The organism is Thalassotalea agarivorans, from assembly GCF_030295955.1.
In the GTDB taxonomy this organism is placed as follows: domain Bacteria; phylum Pseudomonadota; class Gammaproteobacteria; order Enterobacterales; family Alteromonadaceae; genus Thalassotalea_D; species Thalassotalea_D agarivorans.
In genome coordinates this window covers 217,313-233,489 of record NZ_AP027363.1, presented here as the reverse complement: position 1 = coordinate 233,489, position 16,177 = coordinate 217,313, and the positions used below count along the sequence as shown (strand labels likewise).

The 16,177-nt window shown below is 42.1% G+C and carries 13 protein-coding genes and 1 tRNA gene; 4 read left to right on the top strand and 10 right to left on the bottom strand.

Translation table 11 applies throughout. The features are described from left to right. The first annotated feature begins 211 nt into the window (after positions 1-211). The 3 genes from QUD85_RS01035 (at position 212) to gnd (ending at position 3,407) form a co-directional block, all read left to right on the top strand. Positions 212-1,186 carry a calcium/sodium antiporter gene (locus tag QUD85_RS01035; protein WP_093329154.1) on the top strand — a complete coding sequence of 325 codons (975 nt, stop codon included), beginning with the start codon at positions 212-214 and terminating at the stop codon, positions 1,184-1,186. An 82-nt stretch (positions 1,187-1,268) separates the two neighbouring features. Continuing rightward, positions 1,269-1,345: transfer RNA gene (locus QUD85_RS01030), tRNA-Arg, on the top strand. A 610-nt stretch (positions 1,346-1,955) separates the two neighbouring features. Then, entirely contained in the window at positions 1,956-3,407 is a 1,452-nt protein-coding gene (gene gnd, locus QUD85_RS01025; protein WP_093329156.1) for a decarboxylating NADP(+)-dependent phosphogluconate dehydrogenase, read from the top strand. Positions 3,408-3,456: 49 nt separating this feature from the next. Here the strand turns inward: gnd and QUD85_RS01020 are convergent, their stop codons facing one another. The 4 genes from QUD85_RS01020 to QUD85_RS01005 form a co-directional block, all read right to left on the bottom strand. Then, entirely contained in the window at positions 3,457-4,689 is a 1,233-nt protein-coding gene (locus tag QUD85_RS01020) for an NAD(P)/FAD-dependent oxidoreductase (RefSeq protein ID WP_093329157.1), read from the bottom strand. A gap of 6 nt (positions 4,690-4,695) precedes the next feature. Then, positions 4,696-5,004 (bottom strand): 2Fe-2S iron-sulfur cluster-binding protein, encoded by a 309-nt coding sequence (locus tag QUD85_RS01015; RefSeq protein ID WP_093329159.1) that lies wholly within the window; start codon positions 5,002-5,004, stop codon positions 4,696-4,698. Between the two features lie 15 nt (positions 5,005-5,019). Further along, the gene (locus tag QUD85_RS01010) at positions 5,020-6,174 is read right to left on the bottom strand and encodes a cytochrome P450 (protein WP_093329160.1); all 1,155 of its coding nucleotides are present in this window, start codon (positions 6,172-6,174) and stop codon (positions 5,020-5,022) included. 140 nt (positions 6,175-6,314) lie between these two features. Next, positions 6,315-7,073 (bottom strand): phytanoyl-CoA dioxygenase family protein, encoded by a 759-nt coding sequence (locus tag QUD85_RS01005; RefSeq protein ID WP_093329162.1) that lies wholly within the window; start codon positions 7,071-7,073, stop codon positions 6,315-6,317. Positions 7,074-7,187: 114 nt separating this feature from the next. On the opposite strand from QUD85_RS01005, the gene QUD85_RS01000 reads away from it, so the two are divergent. Beyond that, positions 7,188-7,964, top strand: coding sequence for an IclR family transcriptional regulator (locus tag QUD85_RS01000; protein WP_093329163.1), 777 nt, complete (start codon positions 7,188-7,190; stop codon positions 7,962-7,964). A gap of 33 nt (positions 7,965-7,997) precedes the next feature. Here the strand turns inward: QUD85_RS01000 and QUD85_RS00995 are convergent, their stop codons facing one another. The 6 genes from QUD85_RS00995 to QUD85_RS00970 all read right to left on the bottom strand — a co-directional run bounded on the left by QUD85_RS00995 (position 7,998) and on the right by QUD85_RS00970 (position 16,125). Further along, positions 7,998-9,068, bottom strand: coding sequence for a glycoside hydrolase family 117 protein (locus tag QUD85_RS00995; RefSeq protein ID WP_093329165.1), 1,071 nt, complete (start codon positions 9,066-9,068; stop codon positions 7,998-8,000). A gap of 14 nt (positions 9,069-9,082) precedes the next feature. Further along, positions 9,083-10,021 carry a sugar kinase gene (locus tag QUD85_RS00990; protein WP_093329166.1) on the bottom strand — a complete coding sequence of 313 codons (939 nt, stop codon included), beginning with the start codon at positions 10,019-10,021 and terminating at the stop codon, positions 9,083-9,085. Beyond that, entirely contained in the window at positions 10,021-11,598 is a 1,578-nt protein-coding gene (locus QUD85_RS00985; RefSeq protein WP_281241758.1) for a sugar porter family MFS transporter, read from the bottom strand. The genes QUD85_RS00990 and QUD85_RS00985 overlap by 1 nt, the downstream gene beginning before the upstream one ends. A gap of 175 nt (positions 11,599-11,773) precedes the next feature. Then, complete coding sequence (locus tag QUD85_RS00980; RefSeq protein WP_093329169.1) at positions 11,774-12,421, bottom strand: putative glycoside hydrolase; 648 nt, start codon at positions 12,419-12,421, stop codon at positions 11,774-11,776. A gap of 62 nt (positions 12,422-12,483) precedes the next feature. Then, complete coding sequence (locus QUD85_RS00975; RefSeq protein ID WP_093329171.1) at positions 12,484-14,010, bottom strand: tryptophan halogenase family protein; 1,527 nt, start codon at positions 14,008-14,010, stop codon at positions 12,484-12,486. A gap of 75 nt (positions 14,011-14,085) precedes the next feature. Further along, complete coding sequence (locus QUD85_RS00970) at positions 14,086-16,125, bottom strand: hypothetical protein (RefSeq protein ID WP_093329173.1); 2,040 nt, start codon at positions 16,123-16,125, stop codon at positions 14,086-14,088. Positions 16,126-16,177 lie beyond the last annotated feature (52 nt).

The window sequence follows — 16,177 nt, the reverse complement described above, 5'->3', positions numbered from 1 at the left end:
CTGCAATGTTCAACTAGGCTACTGTTACTTTATTACCCTGACTAAATAATGTACACCTTTTATGCACGCAATAGGCTCATTTGTCCTATATTTGCGTTAGAAACAGGGTAAAGCTAACTTACAATTGTCGTTTTTCGCATTTGGCGATGGAATTTTTATCAATCTATAATGCTATCAAAGCCTTATACCAAGAATAAAGAAAGGAAACGTGATGTACGAGATGTTGCTGGCATTTTCAATCTTACTTGCTGTGTTCTCCTCTGACTATTTGATCAAGGGCAGTATCGCGCTTGGGCAACGCTTTAACATTCCCGCCTATATCATAGGCGCCGTTGTAATCGGCTTTGGTAGCTCGCTGCCTGAATTTTCGGTCAATATTAGTGCAGCGCTCAAACAAGAGACAGGTTTAGCCATTGGTAATATTTTAGGTAGTAACTTATTTAACCTATGTATTAGTTTGGGTCTTATAAGTTTGATCAGCCCTATTGCTATCGCGAAAGATTCAAAAGTAAAAGATGTACCTATGCACCTAATCGCTGTAATCGCGATAGCAGTTTGCGGTAACCAGCTTTATTTGGATGGCATACAATTTCATCAGTTGATGCCAAGTCACGGTATTATTTTGCTTTGTTTTTTCGCTATTTATATGTATTACACCTTGTTTGAGGTATTTAACAAATCGCCTCATAAGCAGCAATTGCATCACAAACACCACAAAGCGATTGAAACACCTGAATCGTTGAGTCTATTTAAAATCATAATTTTTATCGTATTAGGTTTAATTGGCTTGGTTGTTGGCGGTGAACTTATTGTTGAAAGCGCAAAAAACATTGCCTTAGATATGGGGCTATCCGACAAAACGGTAGGTTTATTGATTATTGGTCCAGGTACTTCATTGCCTGAGCTGATTGCATGTATATCTGCCCTACGAAAGAAAAACACCGACATGATTATTGGCAACATTATCGGGTCAAACATGTTCAATGTGTTTTTAACATTGGGTTTAACCGCCATTATTTCGCCAATACCGTTTGATCTAGCGCTTAATAAGGTCGTACTTTTCTACTTGATTTTGTCGCTGGTGCTTTGCTGTGTATTTTGGTTCAACAAACGCAATAAACTGAATCGTTATTGGTCTGCGCTGTTGTTTCTAAGTTATGGTTATTATTTATATCTGTGCTTGTAACTAGCAGGCTCAGTTGTGCAATTTTGCCTTGTGCCTCTAGACAATGATAGGCGGACTCGTTAGTATGGCGCGGAATCACTGACCACCCTTAGCTCAGCTGGATAGAGCGCGCCCCTCCGGAGGGCGAGGCCGCAGGTTCGACTCCTGCAGGGTGGGCCACGCCTAAGATTTTATTCTGAAACAGCGACACGCAAAGAATAATTTATAACACTTTAGTATTCAGTTACTTGCTCTGTTGTTACAATTTTTCGCATGATCTCTTGGAACTTGTTTTGTAATCTAATATCTAAACTTCCACATTGCACAACAAGAGAGGTGATAGATTGAAAAAAACAACCCGTCAACTAAAACTAATTCTTAAACGCAATCGATTATGTAGTGCATCAATTGCGAAAGTGTTAAGCCTTCAGGCATCTTTTGTAGAAGCCTGCATTCAGGGAAAAAAAGTGTTACATCCGTGGCAACTAGAACTACTTAATTCACGTGTAGCAAAACCTATAGCGCTTAGGTAAATCAATCCCCAGTAGCGCAATTTAGTTTGCTTTATTCGCTAAATTGCGCCCCTTTAAATCCCCCATCTTCACCGCGTTTATACCAAAGCGCAAAAAGTTATAAATCTTTACACCAAATCATTGAAAATTTTGCCATTTACATTCGCTTTGCAGCGTAATACTGGCTAAAATTAATCCATCGATCGCCTTTAGGCATATACAAGCAGCTTTATTCGCTGACAAGCTGCCAAGACATAAAAACAACGAAGTGAACCACAATGAAAGATAAATCAGATATTGGTGTAATTGGTTTAGCCGTGATGGGAGAAAACCTCATCTTAAATATGGCTAGCAAAGGATTTACGGTTAGCGCATTTAACCGTTCGACAGAAAAAGTAGAGCGATTTGTTAGCTCTCGAGCCAAGGACAAAACCATCAAGGGCTGCTTTTCATTAGAAGAGTTTGTCAATTCACTCGCTTCTCCTCGCAAAGTTATGTTGATGGTAAAAGCGGGTCAAGCGGTTGATGCAACAATAGAGCAACTTATTCCTTTGCTAGACAAAGGTGACATCATAATTGATGGTGGCAATTCGCAGTTTGAAGATTCAGATAGACGTACGCAGTATTTATCTGAAAAAGGATTGTTGTATGTAGGGAGCGGTGTATCGGGTGGTGAAGAAGGTGCCTTACTTGGCCCATCTATCATGCCAGGTGGTAGCCCAGACGCATGGCCTGCAATTAAACCAATTTTTCAAGGCATTTCAGCCAAAGTAAATGGTGATGTACCTTGCTGTGACTGGGTAGGTAAAGGCGGTGCTGGTCATTTCGTAAAAATGGTACACAACGGTATTGAATACGGCGATATGCAGCTGATTTGCGAAGCATATTTATTGATGCGCGATATGCTAGGCATGTCGACCGATGAAATGCAGCAAGTCTTTGCCGATTGGAATCAAACTGAACTAGGTAGTTACTTAATCGAGATTACCGCTGATATTTTGGCCTATAAAGAAGACGGCCAACCACTGGTTGAAAAGATTTTAGATACGGCTGGTCAAAAAGGTACAGGTAAGTGGACAGGTGTTACAGCGTTACATTTAGGTACCCCGCTAACACTTATTGGCGAAGCGGTATTTGCTCGCTGTTTATCAGCAATTAAAGAAGAGCGTGTTGAAGCTTCAAGCAAAATTAATGGCGTTACAACCGTGTTCAACGGCGACAAAGCTGAGTTTATCGCAGCACTTAAAGATGCGTTGCTAGCATCAAAAATGGTGTCTTATGCACAAGGCTTTGCGTTGATGAAACAAGCTTCCGAAGATTATGATTGGGACTTAAATTATGGCGCAATTGCGCTTATGTGGCGTGGTGGCTGCATTATTCGCAGCGTATTTTTAGATGACATAAAATCTGCCTATGACAACAATCCTGAAATCAAGAACTTGCTGATGGATGACTACTTCAACAAAACGGTTGAAGCTGCGCAAGCAGGCTGGCGTAAAGTTGTGGCGGCAGCAGCGCTAAGTGGTATCTCGGCGCCATGTCTATCTTCGGCATTAAGTTATTTTGATGGTTATCGCACAGAAAACCTACCGGCTAACTTACTGCAAGCTCAACGCGACTACTTTGGCGCTCATACCTATGAGCGAAAAGACAAAGCACGGGGTGAGTTTTTCCATACCAATTGGACAGGTCGAGGCGGAGATACCGCGTCAACCACGTACGACGTATAATAAAAAAGCCCGCAAATATGCGGGCTTTTTTAATTGAATAATGTGTTAGTTAAAGCAACGCTTTCCAATCGACGGTGCTATCCGCCAATTTAACTTTATCAACAGGTAATTTCTGCTTCATTAGTTTGGTTGCGAAAACATAAGCCTTACCGTTATTAACAGCGTCGACCGCTAATAAGGTGTCGTCTTTAAAATACCATGTTGAAAACTTGGCAGTTTCCTCACTTTCTTCTCTTAGCACAATGTTATTGTAACCTTGAGAGAGCCCAACCATTTGTAATTTCACATCATACTGATCTGACCAAAACCATGGCAAAGCATCATATTCAACGTCTTTTCCAGCAATGGCCGCAGCTGCTACTTTTGCTTGGTCCACTGCATTTTGCACAGACTCTAAGCGAATATATCGCTGGTAAATGGGATTAAAATGAAAACTATTATCGCCAATTGCATAAACATCTGGATTTGATGTTTGGCAGCGACTATTCACTTTAATGCCGTTTTCAATAGTTAGGTTTAGCTGCTCAGCAAGTTCAGTGTTAACTCGAATGCCAACACCCACAATAATCATATCTGCAATGTATTCACTGCCATCAGCGCACACAATGGTATTGACGCCACCTGAAGTGGCAACCTTAATCACGTCTTTTTCTGTCAAGACATCAACATCATGTTTTTGATGTAATTGGGTGAAAAACGCTGACATTTGCGAAGAAGTCACTCGCGCTAAAGCACGCTCCTCACGTTCTAACACAGTTACCTGTGCGCCCATCTTTTTAAGTGATGCAGCCGTTTCTAAACCAATGTATCCGCCGCCGATAACCACCACACGTTTAGCACCTGCTTTGAAGCTTGATTTAATGCCCATAACATCAGAAGCACTGCGCAAAGCAAACATGTTGTTTGCGTCATGTAATCCTTCAATGGGAGGAATGAAGGCGCGAGCCCCAGTCGCTAAAACGAGTTTGTCGAAGTGCAACTTGCTACCATCAGACAAAGTTAACTGTTGCTGCTCGCCATCGACAGCAACAACTGTCACACCCAATGTTAAGGTAATATTTTCTTTTTCATAACTGCTTGATGGTTTGAGCATATTCTTTTCAATGCCATCATCTTTAGTTAAGAACGCTTTTGATAACGGTGGTCGGTGATACGGCAGATAAGGGTCAGAGTCTATCAGTACTATGCTACCCTGCCACCCCTCTCTTCTGAGGGAAAACGCTAGATTTACGCCGGCATGGCTGGCACCAATGATAACGCACACTTGCTCAACAGCTGCCATCTGAAATTAACCTGCTACGTGTAAAACGATGCCATCAAGCTCGTCAGATACATCGATTTGACAACACAGTCGACTGCGCTCAGTTACGTTGTCATCAAGTTCTAGCATATCTTGCTCGATTTCACTTGCAGGGCCAACTTTCGCAACATCCCCTTCTGCAACATGAACATGGCAGGTAGCACATGAACAAACGCCACCACAATCGCCGTCAATCCCTTGCACACCGTTTTGTACGGCCAGCTCCATTGCTGAACCAGACTCGCCTTCAACGACAATGTGTTCATTGTCAGTGGTAATAAATGTAATTTTCGCCATGTTGTTTCTCTTTTATTAGTTAAATTTTACTGTTAACGCGTCAAAGCCAACTTTGCGCTTGAACTCATCCCAGTCTTCAATATTGTCGGTATGGTCGAGTATTTCAATTGCAGTCACTTTGTCCGCTAACGCAGTAAGCAAAATATGAAGGATTTGCCTAGCATGCGTCGCGCCCAAACAATTGTGGGTAGCAAAGCCAAACGCTACATGTGGATTGATCTTTCTATCAATAACTACTTCATTAGCATTCTCAAAAACACGTTCATCTCGGTTTGCTGAGGCCCAGCATAATGAGATACGAGATTGGGCTTTTTGAGCATGTTCGCAAACCTGCGTATCCTCAGTAACTACTCTGCCCATATGTGTTAGTGGAGAAAAATACCTGACAAGCTCTTCAACCGCCTTGCCTGTAATTTCTGGTTCTGCTTTTATTCTTGCCAGTGACTGAGGGTGCTCGGCAAAATAAGCGATAGTATTGGTTACCGCATTTATTACCGTATCGCGACCACCAGCAAACGTTAAAATCATCACGCCTTTAACCTCTTCCTTGGTTAATTTTTTACCGTTGATTTCACTCGCCAATAGTACTGAATATAGATCATCACCCGGCTGATTGGACGCCTTTTCAATCTGCTGATCGATATAGTCGTATAAGATGTTCGCTTTTCCTGCATCAAGCGCAGTATCGTCACTTCTAAACACATGAGTGCCCCAACCAATCCAAACTTCAGCTTCTTGATAAGGAATGTTCAACAGCAAGGTTAGCGCACGAGACTGTAATTTTAATGAGAACTCTTCGACGACTTCAACGCTATCCATAGCAAGTACTTCATCTAACAATTCATCGATAATCGTGGCAAGGCGCGCTTTATATTCGTCTTCTAACGGTCGTTTAAACCAAGGTTCAACGAGCGCTCTGTAGTCTCCGTGCTGAGGAGGATCTACTTCAAAGGGTATTTGGCGAGTATCACGAATAGCTTGTTCTGAAGGCACAACAATTCGACCGACTTCTTCTCCGCCACTTTGAAACGTTTTCCAGTTATGGGCGCACTTACGTACATCTTTTAAACCCAGCACCATAGTTACTGGGTCATCTTGATCATTTACCGTGCCAAAACCTTTAGTATTTCGAGCGTCCTGAAATGGGTCGGGTAGCGCGCTTTTGCTCATAACGAAGTCTCTTTGCTATCTTCAATACTCAATGTAAACAACATAATATTGCGTTAAATATCACAAAAATACACAATTAAACGTTAAAAATATTAAATATATGTCATCGCCAATATCAATTTAACAAACCTTAAGAGCAATTAGGGTTGCCAAGCTAATATGGCGTCGTCGTCTACTTTCTCCAACGGTCGGTAGATTAGCGAGTTTTCCTTAAAAGGCTTGGCGCTATGGGCGCAATAAGCGGGAATCATGGCCCACCTAGGAGCGTCTGATTTATTCTGATTAGATTTGTGCAATAAATTACAATGAAAAAACAAAGTGTCACCGGGCTCAAGTTCTACTTTAACCAATTCATGATGCTTAAGCGCTTCATTAACAAATTGCATATCTGCGCCTTTTTGATCACCCGTTGCATTGTGATTAATACGACCAATATGATGTGACCCTTTGAGTACTTCCAAGCAGCCATTTTCTACCGTCGCTTGATTTATTGCGATCATACAACTAACCAATTTAGGATATAAATGATAATTGTCCGTAGCCCAATAGCCGTAATCTTGATGCCATTCCCATGCGCCGCCAACACGTGGCTCTTTCATCATGATCTTAGTGGTTGTATGAAAGACCTCTTCACCAAGCAGCTTTTCAACAGAATCGGCTAAGCGCCGTCCTCTAGAGAACATACTGTAAAGGTCATCACCTAAATCTTGCCACAAACTGACTTTGCTTACTGTGCCACTGGCATCTTTTTTGTCCCAAGCATTGGCATACAAATTAGGGTCATTAAATGCTTTGTCCTGAAGACGAGCAATTTCTTCAGGGCTATAGAAACCTCTCGCTATTACATAGCCATCTCTGTGGAACGCATTGACTTGTTCATCTGTTAGTAGTTTTTTCATGTTCGTTACTCAATGTGATTTTTCTTCACTCTAATAAACAGAATTTAATCATTCAAATTTAAATGATATATTTATATATAAATGATATTTAAGGTAATCAGATCAATAGAAACGATGAGAGAGCTATTAGAAAAACCGATAAAGTATGCTGTACCAGCCCTTGATAAAGCATTGGAAATTATAGAATTTTTAGCTATTCAAACAAAAGGCTTAACGCAAGCTGAAATTGCACAAGGGTTGGCAAGGAGTCCAAATGAAATTTATAGAATCCTCGTCAATTTGGAAACGAGAGGTTATTTAATAAGAGATGAAAAAAATAGTCGCTATAAATTGTCGCTGAAGTTGTACAACCTTTCGCACAGTGTGTCACCGATAGCGCAGATAAGGCAAGTGGCATTACCACAAATGGAAGACCTTGCCGTAAAGCTTGGTGTTTCTTGCTATTTAAGCATTCTTTATCAAAGCCAAACTATGGTGCTAATAAGTGCCAATAGTTACAGTCCTGTCGCATTAAGTGTTAATGAAGGTAGTTTGTTTTCTGCGTCGCAAAGTAGCGCTGGCCTGGTGCTATTAGCACACAGTAACGAACAAGTTAAAGCCATGATACTTGAGCGCGACAAACCTTATCAGTTACTAAAAGAAAAGGCTAAGACTGAATTGCACCAAACCTTGGCAACGATCGCAGACAATGGCTTTATCATGGCAGACAACACATTAGTCGATGGTATCTTCGACATTAGTTGTATCGTTGGAGAAATTGAAGGAAAGATCATCGCAGCGCTAACAATACCTTGTTTAAAGCATGTTACCGGTAAAACTATCGAACAAACTGCGCTGCTTGAAGAACTGCAACTAACCGCTTCAAACATTAAACAGCAGCTTGGTAATTAGCGCTGTAAATATGTTGAAACGGTAATACATAAATTACGCTGTATTTTGGAATGTACCTGCGTCCAACACTTGTTTACGTGGGGTAAACTTACAGATGTAATTCCAATTCCAGCTAGGATCGTACTTGTGACATAAGCCCCAGCTTAAGCCTGGCTCAGGCAGCTCTTGCTCTGGTCGATACAAGCCCATTGCTTCTGGCCCGCCTTTAACATGCGCTTTAATGTCAAAATTTATACCGTCGGGGGCAAACTGAATGGTATTTTTTTCTGGGCCATCGGTGGTAAGCAGCGTAGCCACGCCACCTTGATAATTCCAAACAACCACCTCGTGGCCACTGTTTGAAATAGGGTTGTACTCAGATTTAACATAAGGACCTTCGATGTTGTCTGCAATGGCAACACCATGCTTTATTTCTCGACCACCGAAATTCATACTTTCGCCCATCGTTTCACCTTTGTAGTAAAGATAAAACTTGTCGTTAAATACAAGCAAACAAGGGTCATGAACTTTATGGCTATCAAAGCTACCTTTTTCATAAACATGAAAGCGATTGTCTTCATCCCCTTTCCACTGACCATCTTTCGATGGGCTTAAAATCGGTGCTTTGGATTTTTCCCATGGCCCAAACGGCGTGTCGGCGGTTGCAAGCGCTATTTCTTCATATTGACGATTTGTATAAGGGTATTGCACCGTTTGATAGACCAAATAGTATTTACCGTTATGTGCCAATATCTCCGGTGTAAACACTGCTCGGTCGTCAAAGCTGCCCGGCTCACCGCGTGAAATAGCTACGCTTTGCTCTGTCCAAGTTTCAGCATCTTCAGAAGTTGCATGCCAAACTTCAGTTAAATCCCAAGGAAATACTTTATCTTCTGGGTTTCCACCAAAGCCAACTGTTTCACCGCTACCTTTGGTATACCAACAATGGTACAAACCATCCACTTTAATGACTGACGTTGGGTCGCGTCTTATCACACCCTCTTCAAAAGCAAAATCACCTTTCAAAGGCGTTATATCGAATTCGGTTAACCACTCTGGGCCTTTCTCGTCGTAGCCTCGCTCGATGGCTCTTTTGCTCGCTAAACTGAGCTTTTTCTCTGACATAATAAATCCAATAATTACTCAATATTTGCACTAACGCGCGATTGATACTCTTGCGCAGGCATAATGGCACCTTTCACTTGCACCACTTCTCTAGCAACAAAACATGCTTGCGAAAGCGCTTGTTCAATTGTTTGGTTTCCAGTGCGGGCCGCTAAATAGGTACCCGCAAATGAATCGCCCGCGGCAGTTGTATCAACTTGCACTGGCGCTGGATTAAAGGGTACATGAACCTCGCCATTGGCACTGCTCACCCATGTACCATTATCACCATCTTTAACGACTATTTCATTGCAACCAAGCGCGGCGCAATAATCGACTACCGCTTGTTTTGTTTGATGGCCAAAAATCAGTGTGTGTTCGTCCACGCCTGGTAGAGCAATCGACGCTACTTTATAAGCTTTTTCGATGAAGTCTTGCGTATGCGCGACATCTCGCCACATAGCAGGACGGTAGTTAGGGTCGAAAGCGATACATTTTCCTCTTTTGTCGAGTATTGCTAATGCATCTAGCAATAGCTCTTTGTCTGCATCAGACAGAATACCTAAACTAATGCCGCTGAAAAAAAGTGTATCTGCTTCGTCCAAATGATTAGCTAACTGCTCACTAGTAAACGATGAAAGCATTTGTGTGGCAGCAGAGTCTTTGCGCCAATAGCTAAACGAGCGCTCGCCGTCTTCATCCGTTGATATGGCATAAATACCGATGGTTTTATCGTGCTTTCGTTGCACTAACCGCTCGCTAATACCTTCGCTATGCCAGCGCGCCAGCATGGCGTCACTTAATTGATCTTGCCCAACCGCACTAAAGAAACAACAATCTAACTCCGGCAATAAACGCTTCCCGTAAACTACCGCATTATATGTGTCGCCGGCATAAGCAACTGACAAGAGTGCCTCATCTTTAGGTTGCAATTCGAGCATACACTCGCCAATCGCTATCAGCCTTTTTGTCATTAGCTCGCCACCAACTCTGCTTCAATTTGTTCAATGGTTTTATGCTTGGTTTCTGGCAATAATTTATACAGGAAGACGAAACCAACCACACCGCTAATGGCATAAAACATAAATACGTCCGCTGCGCCAATATTGTTTAACAGCCATGGGAAAAATTGTTGCACAAAATAACTTACCATCGAGCTGATAAAGGCGAAAACCGGAATGGCAACACCGCGCACACCCGTTGGGAAAATTTCGGAGAATAGCACCCACAAAATCGGCCCTAGTGAATAATGAAATGCGACGATAAATAGCATGATACCTGTCATTACGACAACGACATCGATACTTATCGCGTTTTGCAACAACACACTTTCCGCTGCTCTTAATTCTGCCTCTGACATAGTTTGTTTTAATGCTGCTTTAAAGGCGATATCAGTATCAAACGTTTTATCCGCAAGATGTTCAATACCCGAAATATCATGGCTTTGGCTAATTTCACTGATTTGCTCAGCTGACAATTGATAAGACGCTTGTTTGAAACCGATATGACAGATAAACAAGCTGACGCTAGCCAGGATCAACCCTGACATAAGCAATGGTCTGCGACCGACTTTATCAATCAGAAAGATAGCAACAATGGTGAATGCTACACCGACAACACCAACAACTACGGCATTGAGAAATGCGGCATCAGTGCCGACACCGATTTGTTCAAAGACGGTAGGCGCATAGAATAAAATTGCATTGATACCAGTCGCTTGCTGAACAATAGCAATAGTAAGCGCGACAATAACAGCTTTTCTCAGTTTAGTTGAAAATAAGGCTTTGAAGGAAGCGAAAAAAGAGTTACTCGCAGGATCGACTTTCAAGCTTGTTTTAACTTGCGCAACTTCCTCTTCTGGAGACAAATCATGATCAAACTGCGCAATAATATCTTTTGCTTCCTCTTCTTGGCCTTTCATAATTAGCCAACGCGGGCTTTTTGGAATGGTAAACAGCAATGCAAACCAAACGATCGCCGGTACTATTTCAACCCCTAACATCCATCGCCAGGTTTGTGTATCTAATGCAATTGCCGATACCCACGCCATATCAGACTGCGACAATAACAATACGCCATAGTTGATAAAGTAAGCTGCTGAAAAGCCAACAACAATACTAACCTGCACAATGGTTACCAACTTACCACGTATCTTTGATGGCGCTATTTCGCCGATATACATGGCGGCAACAGAAAGTGACGTAAAAGCAAGCCCACCAATGAAACGTGCAATGATCAGAGTTTCATAATTCGGTGCAAAAGTAGAGGCTATCGCGGAAAAGATGTAGATAAAGGAAATACCAATCAAGGTCTTTTTTCGACCAATGCGATCACAAATGTATCCGGTAATCATTAGCGCAAACAAGACCGCTAGTCCTGGCGCGCTGACCATTGCACCCACCTGCATGTCGGTTAGTGCAAACTCTTGAGAGACAAATTTAATGGTGCCTGAGATTAGCGCGGCATCCAAGCCAAGAATAAACGCGCCGAATGCCACCACCATGGCGCAGTAATAAACACTATGGCTAACTGGTTTCATATATTTCCCCAAAATCCTGTCGCCTTCGGTTATTGTAAGCTTAATTGCTGTTGTGAATTTATAGCGACTTATCGTATTAACTGATAGTAACGCAAACTCATATTGTTAACAATTAAATATTTACATTAAATGCGCGATAGTGTGATCTTGGCGGTTTTGCCCTTGGTATTCCTGCAGCTAGCTGTAACTAGCACGTTAATACGTTGTCCGTTTGAACGACACGAATAGACGAAATTTCGATATCCATTTTGCCACTGGTATACAAGATAAATGGAGATGTTACTTTCGCAAAATCAAAATCACTTTTATTAAAGCAAGACAGAGGGATAGGAAGCATAGCCCACTCTCCTTTTGGCATTCTTTTTAACGCATTTTTTAATGCAAATGTGCTTCGAGTTTGCCAGTCCCAATTGCTTTCCATCGATAATTCTACGTTTTCACGTGGCGCTTTATTTACCTTCATCTCTAACAGTAACACGCCTTTATCTTTATAAGGTAGTAGATTGGCAACGGTATAGGTGTTTAGAATGTTAGCCGTCAAAACATTTTTGTTTACGCCTCCCCATTCATCTTTCACACCTCTTGGTTTCCAAACCAAACGCACAGCATCGCCCTCGCTGTTACGATTAGCAGGCGTTGCTTTTAAGCTGCCTTTGGTTGTTTTGGCAGTATTGTTGTCCATTTTTACTTGATTAAACTGTAAACCGAACTCCCAGCTACCCTGTGGCTTACCTGCAAGGTAATAATCTGTCGTTGGGTTAGACTGCTGCGCCACCAATGAAAACGTAAACAAAGACAGCATTAGAGTTGAAATAACTAACATCTTTTTTATCATTTTAATTTTCCTGTTATTTTTTACTTTTAACGTCTTGTTAGCCACTGCCTAACATCAGCGTACTATTGTATCAACGACGTAATTAATGCCCTATTGCTTGGTAAGCCTTGCAACAATTGTTGCTTGTTGTGAGCAATGTTTTGCTTTTGCGCGCGAATATGTTGTTCATATTGCGGAAGTTGCTTTGGCATCATCTTAGGTATAAAACCGCTACCATATAGAACATACTGGTAACTAGCTGCCTGAAACACTTCTCCTGCTTGTGGGAAATCGCTAGTCGTTGGCGGTCTTGTTTGCCATTCGTTGAGCAAATGCTGCAAACGGTCAGGGATTGTTTGCGCCGCTTTATTATCCTGCCAAAATGCTTCTGTACGTTCACTGAGCAAATAATGAAGCTTTAAAAATTCAATGACTCGTTGCCATCTGTAACTAAACACTTGATTAAATTGTGCCTCAACAGCCCCCATGTTTTGGCTTGCTTGGTCTAAATGCTCTGCTAAAAATGTCGCTGACAGTTCGACTAACACAAGTGCACTTGCTTCGAGCGGTTCGATGAAACCAGCAGACAAGCCAATGGCTACACAGTTTTTATGCCAAAACTTTTCTCGGTAGCCTGAAGTAAACTTGATATCGTTTACAACGAGCTGTGAGCTAAAGTCAGTCTTTAAATAAGCTTCTAGCGCTTGATGGGCTTGATCTACATTAGAGTGGTTATCTGAAAATACGTATCCAACACCGCGTCTATTGGTTAAGCCAATATCCCAAATCCATCCACTCTCTTGCGCAGTACTTAAAGTACAAGAAGGAATTTTTTGGTTGGCATCGGCATAAGGTACTTGGACCGTAACCGCGCGATTAGCAAACAGCGCATCATCAGCACTTATCTTTCCTACACCTAAACATTCACCAATTAACAATCCTTTAAAGCCCGAACAATCAACAAACAAATCAGCCGCCACCTCGGCATTGTTTGCTAGCACCAAACGTGAAATGTCACCAGATTCCTCGAGCTTTATACTAGCGACTTCAGCTAGCACATGCTGTACCCCTAACTTGGTTGTGCAATGCTGTTGTAGCAAGGTCGCAAATTTACCCGCGTCGAGATGATAGCCATAGTTAAAATAGGCGTCATATTCCCCCAATCTATTGGTTTTAGGGGCTAAACCTGCTTCAATCATACTATGCTGTAATGAGGTTGCTTGCGCATAAGATGTGCCGCGGTCTTGGTTAAACCAGAACTTCGCTTGTTCACCTTCTACAGCGCCCGGTACAACTTCAAACGGGTGGGTATAACTAGAGGCTTTGTTACTGTGATGCCAATTAATGAACTTTGAACCTTGCTTGAAGGTTGCATGACAAGTAGATAAAAACGTGAGTTCACTAATGCCAATTTTTTTGAGGGTTTGTGGCATGGTCGGCCATGTGCCTTCACCAACACCGACAGTAGGAATGTTGGGAGACTCTATCAATGAGATAGATAATTCACCGAGCTTTATTTTCGCTTGATGTTCAGCCGCAAGTATTCCAGCGGTTAACCAACCGGCGCTGCCACCACCAAGGATAACGACATGATTAATTCTTTTTTGCATAAATAGATACTAAATCTCTCGTTAGAGAAAAAAAAGCCCTATGACATGCATAGGGCCTTTTTACACGGGAGAGAATTAATCTAGTTCAATCAGTTGGATGTTATCGATAGCTACCTTACCAGGAGCTCCCCAAATCGTTGGGTTAATTTCAATAACAATGTTGCGAGTATCCCAGCCAGATAATTGACCTACTCTTGAAGGATCAATCACTTGTTGGAATGTCGTTACTTCACCAATCGGCGTAGCAAGTAAGTCAATCGAACGAGGATGCTCTAATGGATTAGCATAGAATGCAGTCCAGTCAGAAGCGTCACGAATTTGAAATTGAACAATGTTACCGAATGATTGGTTGAACTCTAACTGTTTGATTTCAAGTTTAAGTAGGTATTTCTTAGCATCTTGCACTGTACCTGCTGGCAACGCGACCCATGCTGGACCAGAAATAACCAAACTGTGGTCACCTGATACAACTTCATCTGGTATAGCTGACATTGCGATGTTGTCGCCACCCCAAGCTGCTTGAGTACCATCTTCGAAATCTACTGATGCACTGCCTGCATTCACCCATAACAGGTTATGTGAATTATCAGTTGAATAACGAGTCACTTGAACGTCATCAACTTTGTTCAATGCAGTTTCGATCTTCACTTCACGCGTAGATGCTGCAGCATCAATTGGCATTTCAAAAGAAAGCGATCTAATTGCATAGTCTACCCAAGGACCGGCAAACGTAGGGTGCAAGCCGAAACTACGAGTGATTAAGTTGTCAGCGCCATTTGCAATGTGCAAGTTGTAGCGACCCCAGTCACCCATTTGTTCTGCGTATGATACGTGATATGCACCGCCAGCAGTTACTTCAAAAGATGAAGATACTAGCTCACTCCAACCAGATGCCGATAGCTCTTTAGCGCCATCCCATGCTGTCGCAGAGTCTGCAACGCTTACCATGCTACCGTCAGCTGTCCAGTCGTTTAAGCCATCTTCAAAACTACCGTTAAGAATTAAGTTTGCTGGAGCTTCTTTGGTTACAGTAACGCTAAAGCTTGTATCAACTACATGACCTGCGGTGTCACCTTCAGTACCATCCGTAATTTTAAATGCATACTCAAAAGTTTCTGTATCACCGACATTTTCGATGTAACGACCAAAATCAACTGGGTCGACAACTAGTACGCTGCCCATAGATTTGTTGAATTTCAGTGCTGGGCCACCATTGGTTGGCGTAATAGAAGCAACATCAACTAAAACTGGGTCGCCATTCCATTCAACTGTGTAGTCTGAATGTGCTAGGTCCACTACTTCAACATTGTCATTAGTAGTAAAAGTACCCGCATATGTACTTACGATTTCTGGCGGTAACGGCTCTTTACGTACACCGCGAATTTTTACAGTAAGGTTACGCACTAAGCTATTATTGTGATCGTTCACTTTGTACGAGTACTTCAGCACTAGCTCTTCGCCGATTGCAACTAAATCAGAAAAACTATCAATATCTAATGATTTAATGTTTTCTAATAATGTATGCGCATCAACCGTGTTTGAAGGGTCTGCTGCGAAGTCGCTGATCGTTAACGGCTCACCATCAGCATCAACAACGCCTTCAAGAAGGTCAATATCAACAAGGCCATCGAACTTAGTGAATGTAACTTCTAAATCACTAAACTCAGGAGCAGCATCTTCACCAGTGATAGTCACCGTCATTTTACGTGCTGTCGTTGACTTACCATCATTAATTTTATAGCTGAAAGTAACTGTTTTGGACTCACCGCTATCTAAGAATGGAGCGATTTCTGCAGGACGCACACCAATGCGTGTACCTTGCACATCGAACCCAGTTAGGTCATCTGTATCTGCTTCAAATTTGCGTACAGACATTAAATCACCGTCTGGATCGTAAGCGATACCTTCACCCGATTCTTTACCTTCAGGTGTACCTAATAAATAAAGCATCTCGAACGCATCTTTCTCGTGGAATGTGCGCACAATGTTGCCGCCATGCACTGGTGCATTATTCATTGCTTCTTCACCCGATGAATCCGAGTCAGAACCACAAGCTACTAGCGTAGATGACATTGCAAGTGCTGCTAATAATTTTTTATTTTGGAATGTTTTCATAATCAAACACCATTTATTTTTAAGGGGTGCAACCTAAGCTGCACCGCTTCAA

Bases quoted from the DNA above. Each gene is read 5' to 3' on its own strand.
- QUD85_RS01035 (WP_093329154.1), top strand. From the start codon at position 212: ATGTACGAGATGTTGCTGGCATTTTCAATCTTACTTGCTGTGTTCTCC.
- gnd (WP_093329156.1), top strand. From the start codon at position 1,956: ATGAAAGATAAATCAGATATTGGTGTAATTGGTTTAGCCGTGATGGGA.
- QUD85_RS01020 (WP_093329157.1), bottom strand. From the start codon at position 4,689: ATGGCAGCTGTTGAGCAAGTGTGCGTTATCATTGGTGCCAGCCATGCC.
- QUD85_RS01015 (WP_093329159.1), bottom strand. From the start codon at position 5,004: ATGGCGAAAATTACATTTATTACCACTGACAATGAACACATTGTCGTT.
- QUD85_RS01010 (WP_093329160.1), bottom strand. From the start codon at position 6,174: ATGAGCAAAAGCGCGCTACCCGACCCATTTCAGGACGCTCGAAATACT.
- QUD85_RS01005 (WP_093329162.1), bottom strand. From the start codon at position 7,073: ATGAAAAAACTACTAACAGATGAACAAGTCAATGCGTTCCACAGAGAT.
- QUD85_RS01000 (WP_093329163.1), top strand. From the start codon at position 7,188: ATGAGAGAGCTATTAGAAAAACCGATAAAGTATGCTGTACCAGCCCTT.
- QUD85_RS00995 (WP_093329165.1), bottom strand. From the start codon at position 9,068: ATGTCAGAGAAAAAGCTCAGTTTAGCGAGCAAAAGAGCCATCGAGCGA.
- QUD85_RS00990 (WP_093329166.1), bottom strand. From the start codon at position 10,021: ATGACAAAAAGGCTGATAGCGATTGGCGAGTGTATGCTCGAATTGCAA.
- QUD85_RS00980 (WP_093329169.1), bottom strand. From the start codon at position 12,421: ATGATAAAAAAGATGTTAGTTATTTCAACTCTAATGCTGTCTTTGTTT.
- QUD85_RS00975 (WP_093329171.1), bottom strand. From the start codon at position 14,010: ATGCAAAAAAGAATTAATCATGTCGTTATCCTTGGTGGTGGCAGCGCC.
- QUD85_RS00970 (WP_093329173.1), bottom strand. From the start codon at position 16,125: ATGAAAACATTCCAAAATAAAAAATTATTAGCAGCACTTGCAATGTCA.